General features: G+C 39.4%; 16 protein-coding genes. 6 read left to right on the forward strand and 10 right to left on the reverse strand.

The genetic code is table 11. The features are described from left to right. The first annotated feature begins 66 nt into the window (after positions 1–66). The 4 genes from OQ268_RS03305 to OQ268_RS03320 all read left to right on the forward strand — a co-directional run bounded on the left by OQ268_RS03305 (position 67) and on the right by OQ268_RS03320 (position 4,401). Positions 67–2,193 carry a prolyl oligopeptidase family serine peptidase gene (locus tag OQ268_RS03305; protein WP_265854651.1) on the forward strand — a complete coding sequence of 709 codons (2,127 nt, stop codon included), beginning with the start codon at positions 67–69 and terminating at the stop codon, positions 2,191–2,193. Positions 2,194–2,399: 206 nt separating this feature from the next. Continuing rightward, positions 2,400–2,864, forward strand: coding sequence for a hypothetical protein (locus OQ268_RS03310; RefSeq protein ID WP_265854652.1), 465 nt, complete (start codon positions 2,400–2,402; stop codon positions 2,862–2,864). A gap of 157 nt (positions 2,865–3,021) precedes the next feature. Then, positions 3,022–4,032: an NAD(P)/FAD-dependent oxidoreductase gene (locus OQ268_RS03315; protein WP_265854654.1), complete on the forward strand. Its 1,011-nt coding sequence runs from the start codon at positions 3,022–3,024 to the stop codon at positions 4,030–4,032. 42 nt (positions 4,033–4,074) lie between these two features. Next, on the forward strand, positions 4,075–4,401 hold the full coding sequence (locus tag OQ268_RS03320; protein WP_265854656.1) for a 2Fe-2S iron-sulfur cluster-binding protein: 327 nt from the start codon (positions 4,075–4,077) through the stop codon (positions 4,399–4,401). A 125-nt stretch (positions 4,402–4,526) separates the two neighbouring features. Here the strand turns inward: OQ268_RS03320 and OQ268_RS03325 are convergent, their stop codons facing one another. From OQ268_RS03325 to OQ268_RS03345, 5 genes are all read right to left on the reverse strand, one after another. After that, on the reverse strand, positions 4,527–7,133 hold the full coding sequence (locus tag OQ268_RS03325; protein ID WP_265854658.1) for a glycoside hydrolase family 2 protein: 2,607 nt from the start codon (positions 7,131–7,133) through the stop codon (positions 4,527–4,529). 198 nt (positions 7,134–7,331) lie between these two features. Beyond that, a complete protein-coding gene (locus OQ268_RS03330) occupies positions 7,332–9,590 on the reverse strand; it encodes a GH92 family glycosyl hydrolase (protein WP_265854659.1) in 2,259 nt (752 codons plus the stop codon). Between the two features lie 68 nt (positions 9,591–9,658). Next, on the reverse strand, positions 9,659–10,984 hold the full coding sequence (locus tag OQ268_RS03335) for an alpha-L-fucosidase (RefSeq protein WP_265854660.1): 1,326 nt from the start codon (positions 10,982–10,984) through the stop codon (positions 9,659–9,661). A gap of 22 nt (positions 10,985–11,006) precedes the next feature. After that, positions 11,007–12,698 carry a S41 family peptidase gene (locus OQ268_RS03340; protein ID WP_265854662.1) on the reverse strand — a complete coding sequence of 564 codons (1,692 nt, stop codon included), beginning with the start codon at positions 12,696–12,698 and terminating at the stop codon, positions 11,007–11,009. 215 nt (positions 12,699–12,913) lie between these two features. Further along, positions 12,914–13,129 carry a hypothetical protein gene (locus tag OQ268_RS03345; RefSeq protein WP_265854663.1) on the reverse strand — a complete coding sequence of 72 codons (216 nt, stop codon included), beginning with the start codon at positions 13,127–13,129 and terminating at the stop codon, positions 12,914–12,916. A gap of 157 nt (positions 13,130–13,286) precedes the next feature. On the opposite strand from OQ268_RS03345, the gene OQ268_RS03350 reads away from it, so the two are divergent. Next, on the forward strand, positions 13,287–13,889 hold the full coding sequence (locus OQ268_RS03350) for a porin family protein (protein WP_265854664.1): 603 nt from the start codon (positions 13,287–13,289) through the stop codon (positions 13,887–13,889). A 72-nt stretch (positions 13,890–13,961) separates the two neighbouring features. On the opposite strand, the gene OQ268_RS03355 is transcribed toward OQ268_RS03350, so the two are convergent. From OQ268_RS03355 to OQ268_RS03370, 4 genes are all read right to left on the reverse strand, one after another. Continuing rightward, a complete protein-coding gene (locus tag OQ268_RS03355) occupies positions 13,962–16,583 on the reverse strand; it encodes a gliding motility-associated C-terminal domain-containing protein (protein WP_265854666.1) in 2,622 nt (873 codons plus the stop codon). Positions 16,584–16,649: 66 nt separating this feature from the next. Further along, the gene (locus tag OQ268_RS03360; protein ID WP_265854668.1) at positions 16,650–17,438 is read right to left on the reverse strand and encodes a DUF4397 domain-containing protein; all 789 of its coding nucleotides are present in this window, start codon (positions 17,436–17,438) and stop codon (positions 16,650–16,652) included. Positions 17,439–17,449: 11 nt separating this feature from the next. Further along, positions 17,450–19,000 carry a SusD/RagB family nutrient-binding outer membrane lipoprotein gene (locus tag OQ268_RS03365; protein ID WP_265854670.1) on the reverse strand — a complete coding sequence of 517 codons (1,551 nt, stop codon included), beginning with the start codon at positions 18,998–19,000 and terminating at the stop codon, positions 17,450–17,452. A gap of 11 nt (positions 19,001–19,011) precedes the next feature. After that, a complete protein-coding gene (locus OQ268_RS03370; RefSeq protein ID WP_265854672.1) occupies positions 19,012–22,092 on the reverse strand; it encodes a SusC/RagA family TonB-linked outer membrane protein in 3,081 nt (1,026 codons plus the stop codon). A 234-nt stretch (positions 22,093–22,326) separates the two neighbouring features. On the opposite strand from OQ268_RS03370, the gene OQ268_RS03375 reads away from it, so the two are divergent. Next, a complete protein-coding gene (locus OQ268_RS03375; protein WP_265854674.1) occupies positions 22,327–23,073 on the forward strand; it encodes a DeoR/GlpR family DNA-binding transcription regulator in 747 nt (248 codons plus the stop codon). Between the two features lie 44 nt (positions 23,074–23,117). On the opposite strand, the gene OQ268_RS03380 is transcribed toward OQ268_RS03375, so the two are convergent. Further along, complete coding sequence (locus OQ268_RS03380; protein WP_265854676.1) at positions 23,118–24,413, reverse strand: RagB/SusD family nutrient uptake outer membrane protein; 1,296 nt, start codon at positions 24,411–24,413, stop codon at positions 23,118–23,120. Positions 24,414–24,415 lie beyond the last annotated feature (2 nt).

Below are 24,415 nucleotides of genomic sequence, written 5' to 3' on the forward strand. Positions count from 1 at the left end.
GCAAATGAACCAACAAATGAATGTCTGTTGCGAAAAACATATATTAGTAAATAAATAACCGCAGGTATGAAAAAACAAATTTTATTAGGCTTTTTTGCATTTAGTCTGTTTGCTTGTAACGAAGCCAAAAACCCGGCAGAAAAAATTACGATAATGAAATATCCAGATACCAGAAAAGACAGCACAATAGATAATTATTTCGGCACCAACATTGCCGACCCTTACCGCTGGCTTGAAAATGATACCGCTGCAGAAACCAAGAAATGGGTAGATGCAGAAAATAAAGTAACCGAGAATTACCTTTCGCAAATCCCTTATCGAGATGACATTAAAAAACGTTTGACAGATATCTGGAACTACCCAAAAGAGGGTGCACCATTTAAGGTTGGTGATTTTTACTTCTTCACTAAGAACAATGGTCTGCAGAACCAAAGCGTCTGGTTTATTAAAAAGGGACTAGATGGGAAGGAAGAAGTTTTTCTAGATCCAAATACGCTTACCGCCGATGGCACTGCGGCCGTTTCATTACTCGGCTTCTCGCACGATAAAAAATACGTTGCCTACTCGGTGGCACAGGCAGGTTCTGACTGGAGCAATATCTATGTAATGGACATCGCAAAAAAAATGAAATTAGCAGACGAGTTAAAATGGACCAAGTTTTCTGGTGCGGCATGGAAAGGCAACGGTTTTTACTACAGCAGGTTTGATGCACCAGTTAAAGGAACAGACTTATCTGCAGCAAATAAATTCCAAAAAGTGTATTACCATAAGCTTGGCGAAAACCAGGCAGATGATCAGCTTATCTTTGAAGATAAAACAAATCCAAATTTATATTTCGGTGCCAGCGTTACGGAAGATGAACGTTTTTTGGTTGTTTATGCCAGTGCTGGAACGTCAGGAAATGCGCTGTTCTACCAGGATTTGAAATCAGGCAATGGCAAAATTAATTCATTGATACCAGGCTACGAAAATAACCACAGCGTTATTGATAACCTTGGCGACAAGCTGTTGGTGAATACAGATTATCACGCAGAAAACAAGGAAGTTGTACTGGTAGACCCGAAACAGGCCAATCCGGAAAACTGGCAAAAGATAATTCCCGAAAGTAAGTTGGCTTTGGAAGGTGTTAATACTGGTGGTGGCTATTTGTGGGCCTCGTACCTAAAAGACGCAAGCACCCAAATTGTTCAGTTCGATTTTACTGGAACCAAAATTAGAACAGTTAAGCTACCATCTATTGGCACCGCAAATGGTTTTGGAGGGTATAAAGAAGACATCGATTTCTTCTACACATTTACTAATTTTACTACCGCAGGAAACATTTACCGTTACCACATTGGCACCGCAACATCTGAAGTTTACAAAAAATCGGAATTGAAATTGAACACCGATGACTACGAAACAAAGCAGGTATTTTATTCTTCGAAAGATGGTACAAAGGTGCCAATGTTCATTGTTCATAAAAAAGGTATAAAGCTCGATGGTAACAATCCGGTTTACTTATATGCTTATGGTGGCTTTCAAATTAGTTTAACACCTGCTTTTAGTTTATCGCGATTGCTTTTTTTAGAAAAAGGCGGAATATATGTGCAACCAAGTTTACGTGGTGGGAGTGAATATGGCGAAGCCTGGCACAAGGCAGGTATGCTAGCCAAAAAACAAAATGTTTTCGACGATTTTATTGGTGCCGCCGAATACCTCATTAAGGAGAAATATACCAATCCCGCAAAAATTGCTATTGCCGGCGGATCAAATGGGGGCTTATTGGTGGGCGCCTGTATGACCCAAAGACCCGAGCTATTTAAGGTAGCCCTACCAGCGGTAGGCGTTTTGGATATGTTGCGCTACCATAAATTCACCGTGGGCTGGGGCTGGGCAGTAGAATACGGTAGTAGCGATAAAAAAGAAGATTTCGATTACTTGATTAAATATTCGCCGTTGCATAACATCAAAGCAGGTGTAAATTATCCTGCTACCCTGATCACAACCGCCGACCATGATGACCGTGTTGTGCCCGCCCATTCTTTCAAATTTGCAGCAACATTGCAAGAAAAATACAAAGGCGACAACCCGATGTTGATCAGAATAGAAACAAAGGCAGGTCATGGAGCCGGTAAACCCACAGGCAAGTTGATTGAAGAGGCTGCAGACGTCTGGAGTTTTGTATTTCAAAATTTAGGAATGAATTGGTAATTGGCAGAGGACGAGTACAAAAGCAACTGAACTTGTAAATGAACAATAAATCAATCTGGATTTTTGCAATTACCTTCTTTCTGATTGTCCAAACTACCTACTACTGGGAATCGGAACTGGGGCTGCTGGGAATGCCCGCTACTTTATTTTTAATACTCATTTACCTTGCTTTGCTATTAATTCTGTTTAGTCGGATAATTCAGGCATTGAAAAAAAGAAAACTAGGCCAAAATAATGCCTGGCTTATTGCGGCACTTGTCTTTATAATTTCTTCAACTGCGTATTCGCCTACTGGATTAGTTAACTTTGATGAATTTGAAGGAACAGATATTTTAGTTGCTGCAAAAGAAGGAGCTGCAAATTGTACAAGTACAGTTAAGCTGAAATCAAATGGCAAATTTTCTCATACGCAAATTTGTTTTGGTGTAGAAAGAACAAAAGGAAAATTCAGAACCGAAAACGATACAATATTTTTTGTAAACCATACAGATCAACATCATGACGAATATTACAGGTTTGCGATAATTGGCAAACGCAAAATTGCGCAGCACACGATGGATGTTTTACTATTATATCATAGCAAGGCTGATAAAATACCTCAAGAACTACTTATTGTACAAAACAATCTGTTTACAAAAACAAACTCCACTAAATCTATAGAACAATTATAATTTGTTTATATTGCCCGATAATAGATAACTTTTGCTTTTTATCGGTTTAGTTGGTATAAAATATTGGAAACAATCTGTTTACAGAATTATCTAGAATATTTCTAAATAGAGCGATTGATAATTGTTTATTTTGTAACTTTGCCTCAAATTTTTTTGAATGATCTCTACAGATATAGCCGTAATTGGCGCTGGTCCGGTTGGTTTATTTGCCATTTTTGAAGCCGGTTTATTGAAAATGCGTTGCCATTTAATCGATTACCTTCCTCAAGTAGGTGGTCAACTTTCTGAAATTTACCCCAAGAAACCGATTTATGATATTCCTGGTTATCCTTCGGTATTGGCGCAAGAGCTTGTCGATAATTTGATGGAACAGGCAAAACCTTTCCACCCTACTTTTACCTTAGGAGAGCGTATTGAGGGCTTAGAAAAACGCGGCGAGGCCGATTTCGTTCTAACAACTAATATGGGCACTGTTATCGAGGCGAAGGTTGTGGTAATTGCTGGCGGTTTAGGTTGTTTTGAACCCCGGAAACCTGCGGTTGAGAATTTAGAGCAGTTCGAAAATGGTAAAGGTGTGAATTACATGATCCTTGATCCAGAGAAATATCGCGATCAGAAAATGGTTATTGCCGGTGGCGGAGACTCTGCCTTAGACTGGACCATTTACCTTGCCGATGTTTGTTCTGAACTTACCTTAATACACCGCAGCGAAAGTTTCCGCGGTGCGCCAGATTCGGTTGCCAAGGTAATGGCACTTGCCGAAAGTGGAAAAATTAACTTGGTTCTGAATAGCAATTTGCAAGCCGTACATGGTACCGACAAACTGGAGAAAGTAGAAATTGTGCAAAACCGCACAATGGAAAAGACAGTTGTAGATGCCGATCACCTAATTCCATTGTTTGGTTTGAGTCCTAAGTTAGGACCAATTGAAGACTGGAACCTAAATATTAGCAAAAGTGCCATTGAGGTAAATACAGATGATTACTCGACCAACATACCGGGTATTTATGCCATTGGCGATATTAACACTTACACCAATAAGCTGAAACTGATTCTTTGCGGTTTCCATGAGGCAGCATTAATGAGCCATAGTGCTTATTCTTATATGAACCCAGGGGTTAAATATACCATGAAATACACCACAGTAAACGGTGTATCAGAATTTTAAATAGAAACTATTTTTGTAAGTTTGCGCTAATAAGCGAGCAAAATGGAAAACAACATTACAATATATATGCAAGAGCCGGATGGTTCTGTTACGCCACACGAAGCACCAACAGATATGGGCTTAAGTTTGATGGAATTTTTAAAAGCATCCGAATACGATATTTTGGCCACTTGTGGCGGGATGGCTTTATGTGCTACTTGTTGTGTAGATGTATTAGCAGGTGAGGAAAAGTTGAATGAAATGAGTGATGATGAATACGCAATGTTAGATACCTTGCCAGATTTATTGCCAAATTCCCGTTTATCTTGCCAACTGCAGTTAAATCAAAATATGGATGGCTTAAAAGTGAAACTTCACGGCGTAAGTTAATACTGTAAAATAATTTTGAAGGCGATATTTTAAACAATATCGCCTTTTTTTATGCTAATCCGAGAATTAGATCTAGCTGATAAACAAAATATAAGCCGCAGAATGCTTAGCGTAAGCGCCCACGGTTAATTAACAGCAATGCGCTTGCGTGTTACATTCCAACCATAAAGTTCTACTGCCATATTTTTTTGTTCATCAGTATATTCGGCAATAATGGTTTTGCTCTCACCTGGCAATACTGTTACATAATTGTCATCATAAAAAGATGGCAAGATTCTTTTGCTCGTACCAGCGTCAATAAGTGCTAAACGGTTAAAAAACGCCAATGGCCCACCTGCGGGGTTAGTGAGTTTAATCTCTACTTTTCCTTTTTGCTTTTTGGTCGCCGTGATATTTAGGTCTGCAGGTTTTAGATCTTGCAATCCTTTGTAGTTGCCATCCTTATCAGCAAGCCAATAGATATTTTCACTTAATATTTTCTGTTGTTGATCTAAAATCCTTAGGGATACGAAAATACCTTCCTTCTGATCTAATTTTTTAAGAAAATCGTTTAAGGGAAAAAATCGCCGCACCGATGAAGCACCTATTGAATTAAACACTTGCGAGTAAAAGTAATCTTTACCATTCATGTCGTAGGCTTTTGCCTGCACCATCAAGTTATTCTGACCAGCTAAACCATTATTTACAACAGTAACCATGCTATCAAGGGGATTCATCATTATATGCAGCGATTCACTCCCTTTGCGCAAACCGTATAAGCAGGCGTTTGGATCGAGGTAATAGTCATACATCTGCCCACGCATGGCGGTCCATGGGTTCTGTGTTTTCCAGATGATGGTGCCAGTGTACCAATCCCACATTTTATTGGAAAAACCTTCCATTAAAGCCCTGTATTGATTGTAATTTACCAGTTGCGCTGTCATGGCGAAATCTTTCGCATCTTTAGCCTTTCCGTAGGGATTAATGTATTGATCGTAGCCAATGTATTTATGGTATTCCCAAACCGAATCGGTTTTAGTTTTAAACTGTGGGGCAACCATATTCTCGGCAGGGATAAACCGCTCTAGCGATTCGTAATCACCAACACCCACTGAACCGACTTCAGAATTGTAAGGAAATGTTTTAACTGACCAAAAGCTTTTTGGATCTTGAATACTATAAGGCCCATCTCCATTACCACCAATTTCATTGTACGACATTTCATCACTGTTAGAAAAATCGAAGAAATACCTCGTTCCGTCTAACCGTGGCAAAATATCCGTTTTGATGGGATTTAAAATATCTTCTGGCGGCGTGATTTCGTTTCCACCGCACCAGAATGCGAGTGAAGCATGGTTACGAATCATTTTAACCTGATCTTCAATAGCGGTTAACACCAACGGATGGTTATCAGGATAGTTTCTTCGCGTCCATTGGTCTTCTTTCTTCATCGGATCAACCCACCGGCCGTTACAATCGCCACTAAACCAAAAATCCTGAAATACCAGAAGCCCGTATTTATCGCAAGCCTGGTAAAACTCTGGTCGTTCTAAAATAGCACCACCCCAAATTCTGATCAGGTTTAAGTTCATATCTTTGTGGTAGCGAACCTCAGCATCGTAGCGGGCATTAGTAAAACGAAGCATGGCATCAGAAATAATCCAGTTACCGCCTTTAATAAAAATACGCTGTCCGTTTACGTAAGCGCCCATGCTTTTAGTGTGCTCATCCCAAAGGTTGTCAATCTGCCGTACGCCAACTTTCATATTCTCATCATCATAAAGCTGGTTGTTTGCCACAAACTGAATGTTAAGATCATATAAATATTGCTCCCCATAGCCATTTGGCCACCAGAGTTTTGGATTTTCCAACGGTAAGTCGGCGAAAGTTACTTCTGTGCTTCTATTGCCAGCCAAGCTTATCGACTTGCTTACTGTTTTCCCCGCTATTTTATATTGCAACACTCCATTAACGAGCTTATTTGTTGGGTTTTCAATCTCGACAGAAACCTTTATCGTTGCTGGTCGTTGTACGCCTGTTGGCACTCTTTTACCGGGCACCAAGGTAACTACATGCGGGTTTTTTATATTTACGGCTTTTGTTTTTTCGATGGTTACCTTATCCCAAATACCGGTATTTCTATCGCGGATAGGCAGAATCCAATCCCAACCGGCTGTGTATTGCGTTGTGAGGCCTTTGGCTATGGTTCCATCGCCACCTTGGCCGCCATTAGGGTTGCCAGGAAAATCTGGCGGATAAACGACTACTGCTAACCTATTTTTCCCGTTTGATGAAAGGAGTTTTGTAATGTTATAGGTTGCCCTGATGTGCATGCCCTCATGGGTGCGGGCGTTAACCTTTTTACCATTTAGAAAAATCTCTGCTTTATAATTAATTCCACGAAACTGGAGCCATACCTGCTCATTGCCGATGGCTTTCTCTGTGAAATCTTTAGCAAACCAATAGGTGTAATAGTCGTTTCCGGTATTATAAATATCTGGAATACGCTCGTTATTCATCCCATAAAATGGATCGAGGATTTTTTTGTTTTGAAGCAAAGTGGTTAGCACGGTGCCTGGTACCGTAGCAGAGAGCCAATTGGTTAAGGCAAAATTTGGGGCAGATACTTGCTGACCGGTGCCGCTCACCTGTTTGATGTTCTGGCAAAGCCAACCTGAGTTTAATTCGTACCGTTTTTGTGCCCAGCCATTATAACTGAGAATGAGTAGAAAAGATAGAAACCAGTTTCTCATAAATATTATTGTTGCGATGGCTTGTTTTTCCTAAGGAAGAATGACCATCAATTATAAACCCGATAGGACGAAAGCCGAGTTGCCGCACTGCCATAGCTTTTTTGCCAAGCCCAAGGTAACGCTGTATTACCCCCTCGGCTGTAGGGATAGCGGGGCTTGCAGCCTCCATTGGCTCAGGGCTTTCATTTTCAAAAAAAATTAAGGTGTAGATATCGGTCGGTTACCCGCCGTTACACCCCACACTTTTGAAGCTGTGCTGCCCATGTAAATTTGCATAGTCCCTCCATTAACGATGGTTTTATGCGTGATAAAAGATTTTGAATAAGGTTTTCCATTGATGGTTATCTTTTGAATATACTTATTTTCATTACTATTATTTACAACTTTGATATCGAATTTTTTGCGATTAGGCAACTGGATGGTGGCAGCGTTTATTAACGGTGTACCAAATACGTAGGTTCCATTTGCCGGATTTACAGGGTAAAAGCCCATGGCCGAAAACACATACCATGCACTCATTTGACCCACATCTTCATTTCCGCACAAACCATCTGGCTTAGCACTAAAAAAATCCCGGTCTATTTTTCGTATTAAATCTGCCGTTTTCCACGGTTGGCCGGCATAGGCGTAAAGGTATGGAATGTGGTGCCCCGGTTCGTTGCCTTGAGCGTAGTTTCCAATGAGACCCGAAATATCTGGGGAGCTATTTTCCCCCAAATCTGCCGGTACGGTGAAAAGTGAATCGAGTTTATTCACAAAAGGCTTTTCGCCCCCAAAAAGCTTAATTAAACCCTCTACATCTTGCGGTACCAACCAAGTATACTGCCATGCATTACCCTCGGTATAATCGTCTTCGCGGTGTTTAGAAACCACCGGATTAAAAGGCGAACGCCACTTTCCATCGGCCATTTTACCACGCATAAACTGTACATCGGTATCGAAATACTGGCGATACAATTGCGCCCTTTTGCTAAAATATGAGTAGTCGTCGGGTTTGTTTAGTGCTCTGGCAAACATGGCAATACAATAATCGTCGATGGCGTATTCGAGCGCTTTTGCAACAGATTCATTCACTTTATCTGCCGGGATGTACGTCAATTTCTGAATATATTCGATTCCGTTCGTTTTCTGCATCGCCGACTGCTTAACTGCCTCATACGCTAAGTTTGCATCGAAACCGCGGTAACCCTTTAAGTATGCATCTACCACTACAGGAACGGCATGATAGCCAACCATGGTATTAGTTTCGTTACCCATTAAATGCCAAACAGGTAGCTTGCCCTGTTGCTTATATATGGCCAGCATGGTATTAACTACATCGTTCACCTTATCTTGATGAAGAATGGTATAAAGTGGATTCGCTGCACGGTAAGTATCCCAAAGCGAAAAGGTAGTAAGGTTATTGAAGTTTGCTTTGCGGTAAATTTTCTTGTCGGTACCCAGGTAATCCTTATTCACATCATTAAACAACGATGGCGCAATCATGGTATGGTATAGTGCGGTGTAGAAAATCTTTTTGGTATTTGTAGAAGCATCTATTTTAACTTTCGCCAGCTGCTGTTCCCACTTTGCATCTGCCTTGGCCACGGTTGCGGCGAAGTTCCAGTCGGGCAATTCTGTACCAAGGTTAAAAACTGCATTTTCTATACTTACAGGAGAGATGGCCACTTTTACCTGCAATTTATTATTATTTATGGAGGTAAAATCGACTACCGCTTTAAGTTTTTTGCCTTTAACATCTTTACTGCTTTTAAGTTGATCCTCTTCGTAAATACTAAAATTTGTGATGGGTTGGGAAAGCTTGATTACAAAAAACAGGCGTTGATCGTCTGCCCAGCCTTTAGAATTTCTGTTGCCCACAATTGTAGTAGCATCAAGCTGTTTAAAGGAAACGCTTGTAGGGGCATCCCAACCAATACCCTCAATTAGATCGATAACCAGGTGCGGCTGATTGGCATTTTTTGGGAAGCTATATTGATGAAAACCTACCCTTTCTGTGGCTGTTAGCTCGGCCTTAATCTGATATTTATCTAAAAGTACGCTATAATAACCTGCTTTTGCAACCTCATTTTGATGGGAGAAGGTTGAAAGGTAACCTAAATCCTCTGCTCCTTTTTTGCCTTTGTGTAATATGGTTTTACCTGTTGCTGGCATAATCGAGATATCACCCAAATCACCGATACCGGTACCACTTAAGTGGGTATGAGAGAAGCCAGTAATGGTGTTACTTACGTAATTATAACCACTACACCAATCCCAGCCTTCCATAATGTTGTTGGGCCCTAATTGCACTGCACCAAATGGCACATTTGCACCAACGAAAACATGTCCATGCTTTGCCGAACCAATAATTGGATCTACAAACTGGGTGAGTTTGGCAGATTTTTGAGCATGAATTACATTTGACAGGGAGATAGCGCTAATGAAAAGAATGGCTTTGATGTGCTTAAAATTCATTTAGTAGACGATTTTGTTAAAACGATTTACTAAAGTATGAACTATTTTAAACATCTAGGGATTTGAAACTACTTTGTTTCCAAAACCACAACATCATCAACTGTAGGATTACTATTTGGATTTACAAACTCGTATTTCCCATTCTTAAAATTAATTTTTACAGGGTCGCCACCATCTAATCGATAGGCTTTAATTATTTTTTTAAAACCAGTAGGTTCAAAAGTTACGGGATCATTCGTATTGTCTAGAAAATGGAGAAATATTTTATTGGCTTTCTGTGTCATACTCCAGGACTTGGTCGGTTTTAGAAATCCGGCCTTAGTACCATAAATACTTTCGCCATTAATTTTTAACCAGGCACCAATTTTTGCCAACCGGTCTTGAAATTCGGGCTGTATTTTTCCGCTAGGCATAGGGCCAATATTAAGCAAAAGGTTAGCGCCCAAGCTAGAAGCCTTTACCAGCATATGGATAAGTTCTTTATCTGATTTGTACCTTGTATCGCTTAGGTTATATCCCCAACTATCGGAAATGGTTTCGCAAGTTTCTAAGGGTAATTGATCTGAAGCCGTTTGAAAGCTTAGTCCAGATTTATTTTCACCTGGCAAATCGCGTTCGAACATCTGGAAATCTTCTCCGGAGAAAGGACTTAGGTGATGGTTATTCCCGATCATACACTGTGGTTGCAAGCGGTGAATTAATCCATACAATTCATCATATTTCCAGTCTATTCTCGACGACCTATCTTTTTCGCCTTCAGGTGCAGTTTGATCCCAATGTCCATCGAACCAAATGCCGCCAATTTCCCCGTAATTGGTTAGTAACTCTGTAAGTTGATTTTTCATAAACTGAAGGTAACTGGCATAATCGCCTTTCCCTTTACGACCCGTATTTTGACCTGTTTTGCCTGTTTCGTGAGGATAATCATCCCTTCTCCAATCCAGTAGCGAGTAGTATAGATACAGTTTGATGCCTTGCTTATGACATTCATCAGCTATCATTTTTACTATATCTTTTTTATAGGGCGTATTCATGATGTTGAAATCAGAATATTTCGTATCCCACATACTAAAACCATCGTGATGGCGGGTGATTAAAGTGATGTATTTCATGCCGGCATTTTTGGCGATGCTTACATACTCAGCAGCATTGAATGCGATGGGATTGAAAAAATCTTTTAAGTTAGTGTAGTTAGCAACTTTTAGCTTCCGATCATTCATTACCCATTCGCCACTCCCTGGAATACTAAATGGCCCCCAATGGATAAAAAGGCCAAATTTTGCATCTGCAAACCATTGCCTTTGTTGAAGATTTGCCGCACTGGGTTGATATTGTTGCGCCTTAAGGCTAGTGAAATATAATACAGCACAAAAAATTAGGGAGATCTTTTTCATAACGTTTATATAAGTGTAGCCTTTAATCTACCGATGAAGTTTCTTTAACGGGTTTGCCAATCACTTTATAATTACCATCGCCTTTTAAAATGGCTAACATTTGAGGTTGATTAACAAAAAGCGCTTTTGCAGCAGCCAATTCTTTATCGTACTGAAAGCTTTGCTCGATGCGTCCTTTCTCGTAAAAATACCTGCTTACGATTTGCGTTTCTAATATTTTTTTGATCTCATCTTTATGTGCGATAACATCTACTTTTTTAGCAACTGTAAGTTTGTATTTTAAATTTTCGAGGTCGGCCTTTACTTCTGCAGATTTATTTTCTTTTTCAGCTTCGCTCCTCAAATCGGCAAGTAAACGTTCTGTTCTGCTCTGGTAAGTGAGGTCTTTATCTGCCAGTGTATTTATAAAGGCGGTGTAATCTGCATCAGAAACCTGAAACGTTTTTGCAGAAGCCAGTTTGACATTATTCTTTCGGTATTGATTCGCAAAGTTAAAAAACAAGTTTTTATTTGCCATAGTGATGGTTATGGGACTAAGTTTTGCCGCAGGCACCACAACATCCGGATATACGCCATTGCCGCTGTAAACGTTTCGTTGCGCCTTGGTTTGGTACATCACCATTGAAGAATCTGCGAACCGCTCTGCTACACCGTTGGCATCTTTATGTGCATAATCTAACTTCTGAATACATCTTCCAGAGGGCGTATAATATTTGGCTACAGTTACTTTAACTAAGCTGTTGTAGGGAAGGTTAAATGTTTGCTGCACAAGGCCTTTTCCATAACTGCGTTGACCAACCACTACTGCCCGATCTAAATCTTGCAAAGCACCCGCCACAATTTCTGATGCTGATGCGGAGTTTGCATTAACCAATACGACCACCGGAAGAGAGGTGGAAACAGGTTCGAAAAGTGTTCTATATGCGATTGTCTTTTCTACATTCTTGCCTTTTTGTGTAACAATCAACTGATCTTTGGCAACGAATAGGTTTACGATTTTGACTGCTTCCTGCAAAATTCCTCCACCATTATTTCTCAAATCGAGCACAACCCCTTTTGGATTTTCTTTGTTGATGTTAAGTAATGCATCCTTCACCTCTTGTGCCGAGTTTTCGAGAAACTTATCTAATTTTATGTAACCCATCCCCCCATCCAACATGCCTGAGTAAGATACATTCGGCTGTCTTATCTCTTCGCGAACAATTTTTTTAGCGATTTCTTTGCTATCTCTTATTACAAGCAGATCTACTGGCGTACCTTTTGGGCCACGGAGTAGTTGGCTAATTTGGTTACGATCTTTTCCCTTTACCGCTACACCACTAATTACAATTACCTCATCGCCAGCTTTCAAATCGCCTTTATAAGCCGGATAGCCTTCACTAACTTCGTTGATATAAAGTTTCCCATCAATTAACACGGTAGCAGCACCTATGCCTCCATACTGCGTGCTTACATACTTGAGTTTATAATCTTCTATTTCCGATTCGGGAACGTATTCCGTGTAAGGATCTAAGCTTTCGAGCATCGCATCGATTCCAACCCTCATCAATTGCGGAGCATTGGTATCATCAACATAGTTGATGTTAATTTCCTTATAAAGCGTTGCGAAAATATCGAGGTTTTTAGAAACCAGGAATAAATCTTCTCTAAACGAGAAAGAGATGGCTGCAAGGCCCAGGCCAGTAGCTAAAATTCCGTATTTAAATTTCTTCATCGCTTCGCTTTCTTTAATTGCGGTAAACCCAATAGATTATTTTTCAGGCGCAAAAAAATGTATACGCCAATAGCTAAAAATGACACATCAGCGTTAAAATTATCTACTACCTGATTGTATTAGCGTAAATGTACAAAAAGAGATAAAAAAATCCTTTATGTAACAGGAAAGAAATGAAAGTTAGAGACAGCCCTTCGCTGAATGCGCTTTAGCAATTACAACCTGTTGCCTTTAGTATCGGCAAGGGCTTTCTGGATGGTAAATTCGATGTATGTACGATCGCGTTTTACCAAGCGCATTAAATCTTCAATAAGCTGGTCTTCTTTACCTGCTACAAACTCTAAGGGTTCATTGGCTAAATCACGATATTTTCTAAGGAACTTGGTTTTTACCTTAAATGCAGTTTCGGGAGTGAGTTGAAAATTAGCCATATTGGATTTTATTTGATGCAAAAGTAAAAAATATTTGCTCACATTTTTATGTTTTAAAACCAAGAATTAAAAAATAGCATCTAATGAAATACTTTGCACGATAATTGTGTTAAAAGTGCGTTATAGGTCACACATCCAATTAATCAAACTTATAGAAATGAAAAAAATCATTCTCTCTATTATTGCGTTAACTACTTTTTTGGTAAGTGCGCAAGCCCAAACTTTTAATCTAGGTTTAAAAGCGGGCGTAAATCTGGCAAAATTAGACGCCGACTTTGCCAGTGCAGAAAATCGGTTAGGTTACCAAATCGGAGCTTGGGCCAGAATAGGTGGTGCGAGTTTTTACGTACAGCCTGAGGCCTATATCGGGAGCAAGGGCAACAGGTTTGTCAGTTTCACCAATAACAGTAACAATGAGGTCGTAGCCGAAGGAAAAGTTAAATTTACTACGCTTGATGTTCCTGTATTATTAGGAACCAAATTTGGTGCGAAGAACTTAAATTTCAGGTTAATGGCTGGGCCCGTAATTTCGTTTGTTTTAGACGAGAACGCCACTTTCAATAGTGCTTACCAACAGGCAACAGATTTTGATAACTATAAAAACCAGGCACTTGGTCTACAAGCTGGCGCTGGGGTTGATGTGGGCGCAATTTCGGTGGATCTACGTTATGAAGCTGGCTTATCAAACATTAGCAAAAGTGAAAAATATACACAAAAACCTAATTTATTTCAATTGAGCTTAGGTTTTAAGATATTGTAGGGAACGAAGATAGAGCGGCGGCGAATGAGCTGTCGCTCCATTTACTAATCTTGGAATATGGGCTAGTTCAAATTAATTTAAGATGGTTAAACTACCAGATATTTTTCCGCAATCAGTTTTTAAATCAATAAGGTAATAATATACTCCTGTGCCAAGTGGCTTACCATTAAATTTTCCATCAAATTCTTTATTATAGCCCAGGGAGTAGAATAGTTGATCGCCATTTCTATTGAAAACATAAAATTCCGCATTGGGGTAATTTTCGATTCCTTTAATTCTCCAGGTATCGTTTACCCCGTCGCCGTTTGGCGTAATTGAATTTGGAACTTGAATTTTTTTATCGGCTAGCGCATTAAAATCTAAGAAATCCGTCCTCACCTCACAACCAAAGCTATCTTTGACTTTTAAATAATAGCGCCCAGGTTTGGCCATTAAATTTAGCGAGGTGGAGATGGTCTGCTCATTTGCATCGACCCATGCATAAACATAGGGCAAATTCGATCCTGTTACCTGAATTCCTGAAACACTTATGTTTGCGCCATCACACCCAATTCTGGCCTCTATCTGGTTGACATTGATTTCTGGCAATTGTGAAGCCTCTACCTTAAACGTTCCGGCAATGCTTTCACACTTTACACCATCAGATGCTAATAAAGTATAACTACCTGGGAGAACTTGCGAAAGATTCTCATTGTTGCCCACGACATTGCCCTGGGAATCTTTCCAAGTAAAAACGATGGGCCTTTCCCCTTGATAACTTTGAATAGTAATGCTTCCATTTTGCTTATCACAAGTTGCCGGTGCAATTAATACCGATCTCACGGAGAAGTCCTTATTCAAGTTTTTGATCTCGTAGATTGGCGAAGTAATTTCGCATGTGCCCGTACCCACTTTAAAGAAATAACCACCTGCGGGAACGTTTTCTAGATTAACACCACGACCTACGACTTGACCCTCCAGATTATACCATGTTCTGCTTAAATCATTTGCCACAGCAATGTTTTTAATACTACCGTTGGCACCACCGCAGCTTTCGTTTGTTACTATTCTATTTGCATCACTTATTCCATTGCCAATAGGGCCGATAGTAAATGTTGCAGAAGTAACATCGCACAACCCTCGCTGACCAGCTTTTAAATAATATGTGCCCGCAGACACGTTTTCCAGATCAATTTTATTCCCCACTATGGCGCCTGCTGCATTATACCATTGGTAAACAGAAGAATTGTAAACATGCAGGTTTTTAATACTACCTGTTGATTCTCCACAAAAAGGATCAATAATCTGTTTTTCAGTATCATTAATTAATGGCTTGGAAAAATTAGATGTTGCCCCGTTCTCATCGGTACCTAAGCTTGTTACTTTCCCCGTAACTGTACCGGTATACTTCCAGCTGCCATCTGCGTGTGTTCTTAAGGTAGCGAACCATGTCTTGCCTTGACAATCATTGCAATCATCAGTATAAAAAAGTTCGACGGTAGCATTTGGGATATATTTACCACTAACTTCGGTAGTTGTAATCACGTCAATCTTGGCTTGATTTAGACTTTGATTTTTAAAGGTCACGGCATCGAAGGTATTGCAGTAAATACTATTTTTATAGATTGAAATGGGATAGGAGTTTTCAATTAGTATTGCAGTTTTATTATAGCCGATAGTATTTTGATCATTGATATTCGATCCACCAATAAGTCCTTTAGTATTTGAAAAATTGATGTGAATACCCAATGTATTTGAAAAATTTTCGGTGCCAAGTTTGCCTGTGCCTATTTTATTACGGGCGATAATAAAGCCATCATTTACAAAATCTATATAGATGCCCTTTGCTTGCCCCGCTAAAAAATTGTCAGAGATGATTGGCATACTATTACCTCCGTTAACATAAATTCCATTTGCGGATGTAGTGGGCTTGGGCATAAAATTTTTATCAAGCCCTATAATATTATTTGAGATTTTGATGTTTGATTCTGCACCACCTAGCGCAATACCACTTCTGGTATTACCAGTAATTAAATTACCCTCATCTGCGCTGTCTCCACCAATAATGCTATTTTTTAGGAAACTTATATCAATACCCGATTCATTCGGAGACAGATTTAATCCATTCTCTGAAAGACCGAAGATATTGGAAGATATTTTTATATTTTCGATGAAGAATTTTGGGATAACAAATGGTGAAAGTATCCCGGCATAACAGCCGACAAAACAATTTGGCTTATTAGGTGCTCCAATTACAATATCTTTTGAATTATAAAGGTAAATGCCTGCCTTTTTATCATCCAGGGCACCAAGCGGGTCAGATTGGAAATTGCTAAATAACAGCCCATAAACAGCTACACGACTGGCATTGTCTAATCTGATACCGCTAAAATATGCTGCTACAACTCTTATTAAACTAACTTTTATATTTGGATTACCTAAAGCAGAGAATGGTTGAGTAGTGGCATCCAGAATGATATTGCTGCTTAGCACAGGCAATTCTGTTTCCAATGCTATGGTAACGTCGGCTAAGGATGAGCCTGGTAAATTAAAATAGATATAGTCTAGATCAGTGGTTCCATTGTTATTAGCTCTTTCTATGGCATCTCGTAGCGAACCTGCTCCAGCATCATTCTTTGAAATTACGAAGAATGTATCCGCTCGCAAAGCAGTATTCATTAGTAAAAAAGTCAGAATCAGAATTAAGTAACGCATAGTTTTCGGATCCAAAAAAAAAGACAAGGCTAAATAACCTTGTCTTTCCTAAAAATAGCAACATTTTTAATAAAATGAGGCATAAGTGCTTATGCCAAATGGGTAGGTTGCTGAACCCGCAACACCCCTTAGAATTAAAGTATATGCCTGACCTTTGGTAAGGGTAAGTGCAGTAAGGTTTGCTGTAGTTACCGAGGTTGTAGTACCAGTATAATTAAATTGGTAAACATTTGCCTGACCGGGTAAGGGTATTTCGACAAATCCTGAAGCTGTGTTGGAGGCAACATTAGGAACGATAACCTGCCCAGTAGTCTTCTGTACCATATCGATATTAGCTGTTCCTCCGCTGTACAAATTCACTACTCTAACATACACTTTTGTAGTGTCTAGTGCAGGTTTAGCTTCTTCTAACAGAAATGTCGAGGGAATTTTTTTATCGGTAGTATTATATGCGCCCGTTGTAAATAACGAATAATATTTACCGCCTGCAGTGTTTATTGTGGTATTTAATACGGCAACCCCTTTATCAACAGCGGCAGAAGAAACTATTTTTGCGTCTATTTTATTTGAACCAGGCGTAATTGGTAAGTATTGTCCGCCAGTGCTAGGGAAAATACTTATATAGCCGAAGCCAGTTTCTCCAGACAAGGCATTATAGGCTCCAGAAACCCTCGTATCATTTAGATAAAAGTTTATACTTGGGCTACCTGGAGTCATGTTGATAAACCTCAAAAAGGTATAAGCCGGATCGCCACCATTAATTTTAGTATAAGGTGTACTTTCTACAAGTTCCCCTTTTTTACAAGCTCCAAAAAGCGATGCTAGAGCAAGTGTTATATATAAAATCTTTTTCATGTAATGTTATATTAAGGTTGAGAAAACCACATTTTGTAGGTATGATAATCGGGTTGATCGGCGCCAATAGCCTTAAGTGCCGCAACGTTCCATAGGTACTCGGAGTTGTAACGAGGACGATAGCGTTGAGCAGGTTTACCACCATTATCAGCATAGAAACTAGATGGAAAAATAAAAACACCTCCATATGGATTATTCCCTTTTGCATCTCCTGTATTGTAGTTATACTTACGTAAATCACACCATGTTTCAACAAACCCATATCCATATAAGGCTAAATATTTTTGTAACATAATATCCTTAAGTGTTAATGCTGCCGCATTTTGCTTTACTGCCGCACTCGTTAGATAGGCTGTTTTTTGTGCTGTTGTAATGGCCGTTCCAAGCGAACTAACAAAATCAATACTTGCAGAAATACCATTTAAGTATGCAGTATATGCAACATTTGCATTCTCATTCCTAAATGCAGCTTCTGCCTTAATAAATTGCATTTCAGCATAAGTCATGATTGGGAACCCAGCGTTATCCTTAAATAAATACTTTCCTGCACCCGCACCAGGATTTAACGATGCCAAAACACCCCATGGATTTGGGATTTGATTTCTAAGTGCTGCGGTACCTGGATCTGAACTGCCAGGATTTGTTCCTCTATATACACCATCGGCAGAAGGTGTGATCATGTTCACAATTCTTGGGTCGATAACTGTTCCCTGTGTACCAGTAAGATACGTGCCGTCTAAAAGGCCAACAATCATCCTTGTTTGACGATATGATGCCAAATTGGCCCTCAAAGGACCGAAGAAATTACCATCAATTGAAGTAGTTCCCTTGTTTGGAACAATAAAATTATCTGCATTGCTTGCCAAAGCTTTATCAACGTACTCTATTACCTTAGCAGGATTATAATTTGCTTTATTAATTAAATTGTTAGCATTCCTAGCCAAAATACCGTAATTAAATTTAATCCATTTGGCATTGTCGCCTGCATAAACTAAATCTGCACCAGCCATTTTTGCCACGGTACCTGTTCCATCAGTACGTGAGAAGTTGGCAATAGATTCATTAGCCAATCTAACTACCTCAGCATAAACATCCTCTTGTTTGTCGTAATCGAAAACATAACGGTTTGGCTCATAAGCTTGTTTTAGAATGATCTCACCATGGTAATCTGTTGTAGTTTGCCAACTCCAAGCTTTTAAAGCCTGCGCCAAGCCAACATAATTATACTCTTGTTTCTGTTGTGAATCTTCTATTATGAGGTTTAGATTTGCGCCTAACCCATAGTAATTAGTCCTCCAGATTTCGCCCATCGCATCACTACCAGGCAACCAACCGTGGGTTTCACCTACGTTAACATTTCCACCAAAATATTGAATCAAACCACCAAGGTAGCGGGAGTCAAATTGAATACCACGTTCCATTTGTGCAAATAGAGGCGGCGTTAGCGTTTTGCTCTCTGGCACTTGAGGCGTAGCCGGATCTGTATTAATATCCAAGTATTTTTTACACCCCGCAGATATGAATACAGTTAATACTGTAATTGCTATAAAAATCTTTTTCATCTCTCTATTAATTAAAAACCTACTCTTAAACCAAAGTTATATCCTCTTGGCAAACCTACTGAACCAAAATCTATACCTGTACCTCCTAAACCACCAGATGCCGCACTTAATCCGTTAACTGCAGGGTCAACACCTTTGTAGTTAGTAATTAATAACAAATCTGTACCGGTGAAAAACACATTGGCACTCTTGAATACATTGCTTTTTGCAAACAAAGCCTTAGGCAAGTTGTACGATAGTGTTACGTCTTTTAACCTTACCCAGTTTACATCAGTTTGTAAGAAATCTCTAGTATTATAAAAAGTAGAATAGTAAGAAGTGGTAATGTATGGGGTTACTAAAATATTATTAACTGTTGGGTTTCCAGAATTTTCTAAGCCGTCTTTTAATACTCCAGCGATTACCCTTGGAATTTCACGGTCTAAAGTTAGCTTAGACATACCACGTGCATAAAGATAAAATTCTGTAGCGTTGTAGATATCGCCTCCCTTTCTCATATCCAACAAGAAAGAAAGATTGAAATTTTTGTAAGTAAAGCTGTTGGTTAAACCTACTGATATATCTGGTGCACGATCGCCGATGGGTGTAAAGTTAGTTCCTTTAATAGGCATACCGTTTTGAGGATTGATTAATACCTCTCCAGCGTTGTTTCGAAGATAATCAATACCTGCAAAAGCAGAGATAGACGAACCAACAGTATATTGTGCTCTAACATTATCAAACAACCATGAATCTGATACGTAAAATATATCTTGGTCAGCTGGTAAAGCCAATATTCTTCCCCGATCCCGAGAAAGGTTTGCCGATATATCCCAGGTAAAGTTAGTGGTTTTAATTGGGTTACCCTTTACCAGCAATTCGAAACCGCGTTTACGAATCTTTCCACTATTAATATAACCTAGAATAGCACCAGTTGCGTAACTTAATCTAGGTGCCGTAATTTGTTTGTTAGATAGTGTATTGTAATAAGAAAAATCGAAAGATAGACGGTTATTAAATAAACCCAGTTCCATACCAGCTTCGGCCATAGTACTAAATTCGGCCTCTAAGTTAGGGTTACCGGCAGTAACGTCTGTAGCGAAACCACCACCCGTGGTTGTCTGTGCCACTAATTTGGTTTTAGTAACATAAGCGTTTCTGGCATCTTTACCCGATTGTCCATAAGAAGCTCTTAATTTACCAAATGATAGCCATTCGAGTTTTTTAAGGGGCGCAAGATCCGAGAAAACAAAACTCAAAGAACTTGCCGGATAAAAGAAACTATAATTTTGAATAGGGAGCGTAGACGAAAAATCCTGTCTTCCTGTTAAAGTTAAATATAAAATATTATCGTACCCAAGTTCCGCAACAGCCAATGCACCAACCTTTCTCTTTAATTCGTCGGCGTAAGCAACTCGCTGTGTGGTTGGATCTGTATTGTTCATACTATAAAAATTCTGTTGATAGAACCTGGTGCCAAATTGTGCATTGGTTTGGTAAGATCCATCAGTCAAATCTCCGCCAATACGGAATACCGGCTTAAACTTCCCAAAGTCTTTCTTAAACGTTGCAATTAAGGTGGCATTATATAAGCGCTCGTTGGTGTTATAAGTATTTAAACCTCCTCCCAAGTTGCTAGTACCACTTCTATTGGCCTCGTACGACTGCGGATGATAAGCTGATAAACCCTGACCGGCATTGATATCTGCACCACCCCTGGCAGTAATACTTAACCATTTCGTAGGTACATAGTCAATTCCAAAATTCGCGAGCATACGGTTACTTTTTTCCCAGTTTGGATTTTTTTCTACAGCCCAATACGGATTATCTAACTCGCCACTTAAACTGCCCGTAATTGTTCTTCTATCCCCTGTACTGGTAAGGTAATTTCGCATATCATCAACCAATGGCCAAGTTAAAGAACTTAACATAGGGCTACTGGCACCTTTATATGTTTTGTTAGTTTTAGAATTGATGAAATTGATTGAACCATTCATTTTTATCTTTTCGCTAATAGTAGTGGTAACACTAACCTTCCCGTTTAAACTGTTAAAGTCGGTTCCAGGAATAATACCAGTTTGGTTGGTATAGCCTAAAGATGTTCTTACAGAAAGCTTTTCGCTTCCACCTTCTATCGATGCATTGTGTTTTTGGGTAAAACCTGTTTTGTAGAAGTTGCCCACGTTATCATAAATGGTTCTATTCCCTGGAATCTTGGCCCCAAAATAAGTTCTTGTTCTCACTTCCTCATCGAAGAATCCACCTGCGCCACCGCCGTAAACCGATTGTACATCTGGGAACCGATAAGCGTTTTCAACCCTAAAAGAGTTGTTATAAGTTACTCTTGCTGTACCCGATTTGGCTTTCTTGGTGGTAATAACAACCGCACCAGAGGCACCTTGTGTTCCATAAAGCGCCGAAGCTTCTGGCCCTTTTAAAATGGTGATGGTCTCGATCTCTTCTGGATTAATATCCATTGCACGGTTTCCATAGTCATTTTGTCTATTAAAAGTTCCTTGACCCACGAGGTTGTATTCGCTGAAGGTACGATTAGAAATAGGCAACCCATCGATAACAAATAATGGTTGGTTATCTCCGTCAAGAGAAACTCCGCCCCTAATAATCATTGTAGACGATGCTCCTGGCGTTCCATTTGTTGGAGTGATGGTTGCGCCAGCTACTCTTCCCTGTAATGCATTTAGAAAATTATCACGTTGTGTTTGAGCAACCTCTCCACCTTTAATCGTTTGCGTAGAATAACCCAGTGATCTGGTACTGCGCTCTATACCTTGTGCAGTAACAATTACTTCATCCAAATTACTTGCATCGCTAGCAAGAATTACATTTATGGTTGAGTTATTGCCAACAGGCTTATCCTGAGACCTAAATCCAATGTAGGTGAACTGAAGCACATCCGTTTTTAATGCTTTAATTGAGTAATCCCCGCTGCCATTGGTTTGGGCAACTACCGTGGTTCCTTTTACTCGAATAGAAACGCCAGGCACTGGTCCATCGCTAGATGTAACCTTACCGGTAACAGTTACCTGCTGCGCAAAAGCCTGCGCCAGCAACATAAATGTACCAAGAAAAATTAATAGTAGTTTTCTTTTCATAAACTGCCAATAGTGGTTAATAAAATGTTTAGTTGTTAGTTAGTTAAATAGTTTTCAAACACGCATAATCACGCATTTTTATCAATATTTAGCTAATATCTTAAATGTTTTTCATTTAAAAAACAAATAACATAGTTTTATTCACAACTGTTACAATACATTATTGCAAAAACCCGCAACAACCCGCAATTGATACGAAAAGTATTTTTATATTCGTGCCAGCCAAACTGTTATATGTTAAAAAAAGAACGACATGATTTCATTATGCGCCAGATTAATCTACACAATCGTGTGCTCACATCTGATATGGTGCAACTACTCAACGTATCAGAAGATACGATTAGACGAGACCTTCAGGAACTTGTGGATCTTGGTTTATTATTCAAGGTTCATGGCGGTGCGCTTTCTAAATCTTACCACAGTTCCTTTGATGATAGTACAGTTTATGCGAGGGATAGTAAAATAACCATTGCAAAGAAAGCAACGTCGTTAATTAAAGATGGGATGGTGGTATTAACTGGAGGTGGAACCACCATTCTGGAGTTGGTGAAGCAACTGCCACCTAGCATCGGCGCAACATTCTTCACCATTAGTCCATTGGTGGCGGTAGAACTGGCTAAATATGATAACATTGAAGTGATCTTGATTGGTGGCCTTTTCTCGAAAAATTCTCAGGTTACCTATGGCGGCCAGGTAATTACACAATTATCTGAGTTAAAAGCCGATTTATGTTTGATGGGAACAAGTGCAATACATCCATTGGAGGGCCTTACTGATACCTATTGGGAAATTAACCAATTAAAAAAAGCCATGCTTGCATCTGCAAAAAAAACAGCGGTACTATGTATTTCTGAAAAATTAGATATTACATTAAGGCTAAAAGTATGCTCCATCGAAAATATTAGTCATCTCATAACCGAGCTAAACCCAAGCCATAGTGCATTAGGTGGATACCAAAATAAAGGAATAGAAATTTTATAACCATCCATCTAATTATTTTCAGATGGATGGTTAAATTTATTGGGTTAGAACGATGGATCAGCCGGTGTGTTTGTATTGTTATCCCTTTCCTGAAATGGGTAAGGGAAAAAGTTGCGTTTACGATCTGTTAAAGGTTGATTAAATCTTCTCATATCTTCTAATTTCAAACCAGACATAAATAATTCTATGCTACGATGTTTGTAAATTAAATCCAATAACTGCTGTTGAGTATATGTACCTGTTAAAGCTGGTAGCCCTGCCCCAACGCCAAATGGATCTGCTGCCGCCGTTTTAGTTACAACTTTATTTAACTCATTTAATGCACTCGATAAATTTGGAGTCGACTGCCTGGCGTAAGATTCCGCTTTAATTAGTGTCATCTCTCCAGGTAGATAAACAGGATATGGGGCGAAAGCTGCGGCTCCAAACCCATTTATCCGCACTGTGGTATTCACAACGGTATAAAAAGGAATTCTGCCGTCACCAGCATCGGGAATGTTTGCATTTGTTTGACCCAAATTTAAGTTTTTAGGCTGAATTACGTTATTCGTCGAGGTAGCAATCTCAAAAATTGGATTGAGGTTTAATGCATCATAAGTAAATGTCGATTTTTTAGTCAGATCAACGGCATTTGCAGCAGATAAAGCCAAAGAATAGTTTCCTGCAAACAATGCATAACGGGCTTTAAGTGCATTGAGCGTATTTGGAATATCGATACCTGAAGGAATATTTCCTAAGAAAGAGGTGCTGATTGGATTTGCTGCGATTACAGCCTGAGCATTATCTAAAACGGCTACAGCCTTATTGTAACCTTCTACACGAGTAATGAAAGAGACATTTTGTCCATTTCCTGCTGGTACTTTTTCCCAATATTCTGATAAGGCTCCTAAAGCTAGCGCCTTGAAAATACTGGCATGTGCCACCAATCCGGCAGCATAATTCTTATCTGCAAGTGTTGCTGCATTATTGATTACGTTATCTGCATCAAAAATGATTTTATTAGCACCCGCCCAAACATTCAAAAGAATGGTGTTGGTTCCATCCACTTGGACCCCTCCTGCAACCAATCGTTCCTCGTTAGTGTTACCAGTATTAATAGATATAAGCTCGTTGGTAGTTAATCCGTTGAGCGTAATTCCCCCATAAAGTAATCCCGGACGCGTTGTGCTGTAAATTTTCTGGAGCCCGACCGTAACGCCTGTTAATCCCTTAGCCGATGTAAGTACATCGTTTGCAGTAGCAGCATTTGGGTTTAAATATTCTTTTTTACAGGCATTAAGCAAAAGTGCTGTAGAAAGCAGAAATGCATAGCCAATATGTTTTGATTTTAAATTTTTCATCT

The sequence above is a fragment of the Pedobacter sandarakinus genome (assembly GCF_026240095.1).
Taxonomy (GTDB): Bacteria; Bacteroidota; Bacteroidia; order Sphingobacteriales; family Sphingobacteriaceae; genus Pedobacter; species Pedobacter sandarakinus.

Bases quoted from the DNA above. Each gene is read 5' to 3' on its own strand.
- OQ268_RS03305 (WP_265854651.1), top strand. From the start codon at position 67: ATGAAAAAACAAATTTTATTAGGCTTTTTTGCATTTAGTCTGTTTGCT.
- OQ268_RS03315 (WP_265854654.1), top strand. From the start codon at position 3,022: ATGATCTCTACAGATATAGCCGTAATTGGCGCTGGTCCGGTTGGTTTA.
- OQ268_RS03320 (WP_265854656.1), top strand. From the start codon at position 4,075: ATGGAAAACAACATTACAATATATATGCAAGAGCCGGATGGTTCTGTT.
- OQ268_RS03325 (WP_265854658.1), bottom strand. From the start codon at position 7,133: ATGAGAAACTGGTTTCTATCTTTTCTACTCATTCTCAGTTATAATGGC.
- OQ268_RS03330 (WP_265854659.1), bottom strand. From the start codon at position 9,590: ATGAATTTTAAGCACATCAAAGCCATTCTTTTCATTAGCGCTATCTCC.
- OQ268_RS03335 (WP_265854660.1), bottom strand. From the start codon at position 10,984: ATGAAAAAGATCTCCCTAATTTTTTGTGCTGTATTATATTTCACTAGC.
- OQ268_RS03340 (WP_265854662.1), bottom strand. From the start codon at position 12,698: ATGAAGAAATTTAAATACGGAATTTTAGCTACTGGCCTGGGCCTTGCA.
- OQ268_RS03345 (WP_265854663.1), bottom strand. From the start codon at position 13,129: ATGGCTAATTTTCAACTCACTCCCGAAACTGCATTTAAGGTAAAAACC.
- OQ268_RS03350 (WP_265854664.1), top strand. From the start codon at position 13,287: ATGAAAAAAATCATTCTCTCTATTATTGCGTTAACTACTTTTTTGGTA.
- OQ268_RS03355 (WP_265854666.1), bottom strand. From the start codon at position 16,583: ATGCGTTACTTAATTCTGATTCTGACTTTTTTACTAATGAATACTGCT.
- OQ268_RS03360 (WP_265854668.1), bottom strand. From the start codon at position 17,438: ATGAAAAAGATTTTATATATAACACTTGCTCTAGCATCGCTTTTTGGA.
- OQ268_RS03365 (WP_265854670.1), bottom strand. From the start codon at position 19,000: ATGAAAAAGATTTTTATAGCAATTACAGTATTAACTGTATTCATATCT.
- OQ268_RS03370 (WP_265854672.1), bottom strand. From the start codon at position 22,092: ATGAAAAGAAAACTACTATTAATTTTTCTTGGTACATTTATGTTGCTG.
- OQ268_RS03375 (WP_265854674.1), top strand. From the start codon at position 22,327: ATGTTAAAAAAAGAACGACATGATTTCATTATGCGCCAGATTAATCTA.
- OQ268_RS03380 (WP_265854676.1), bottom strand. From the start codon at position 24,413: ATGAAAAATTTAAAATCAAAACATATTGGCTATGCATTTCTGCTTTCT.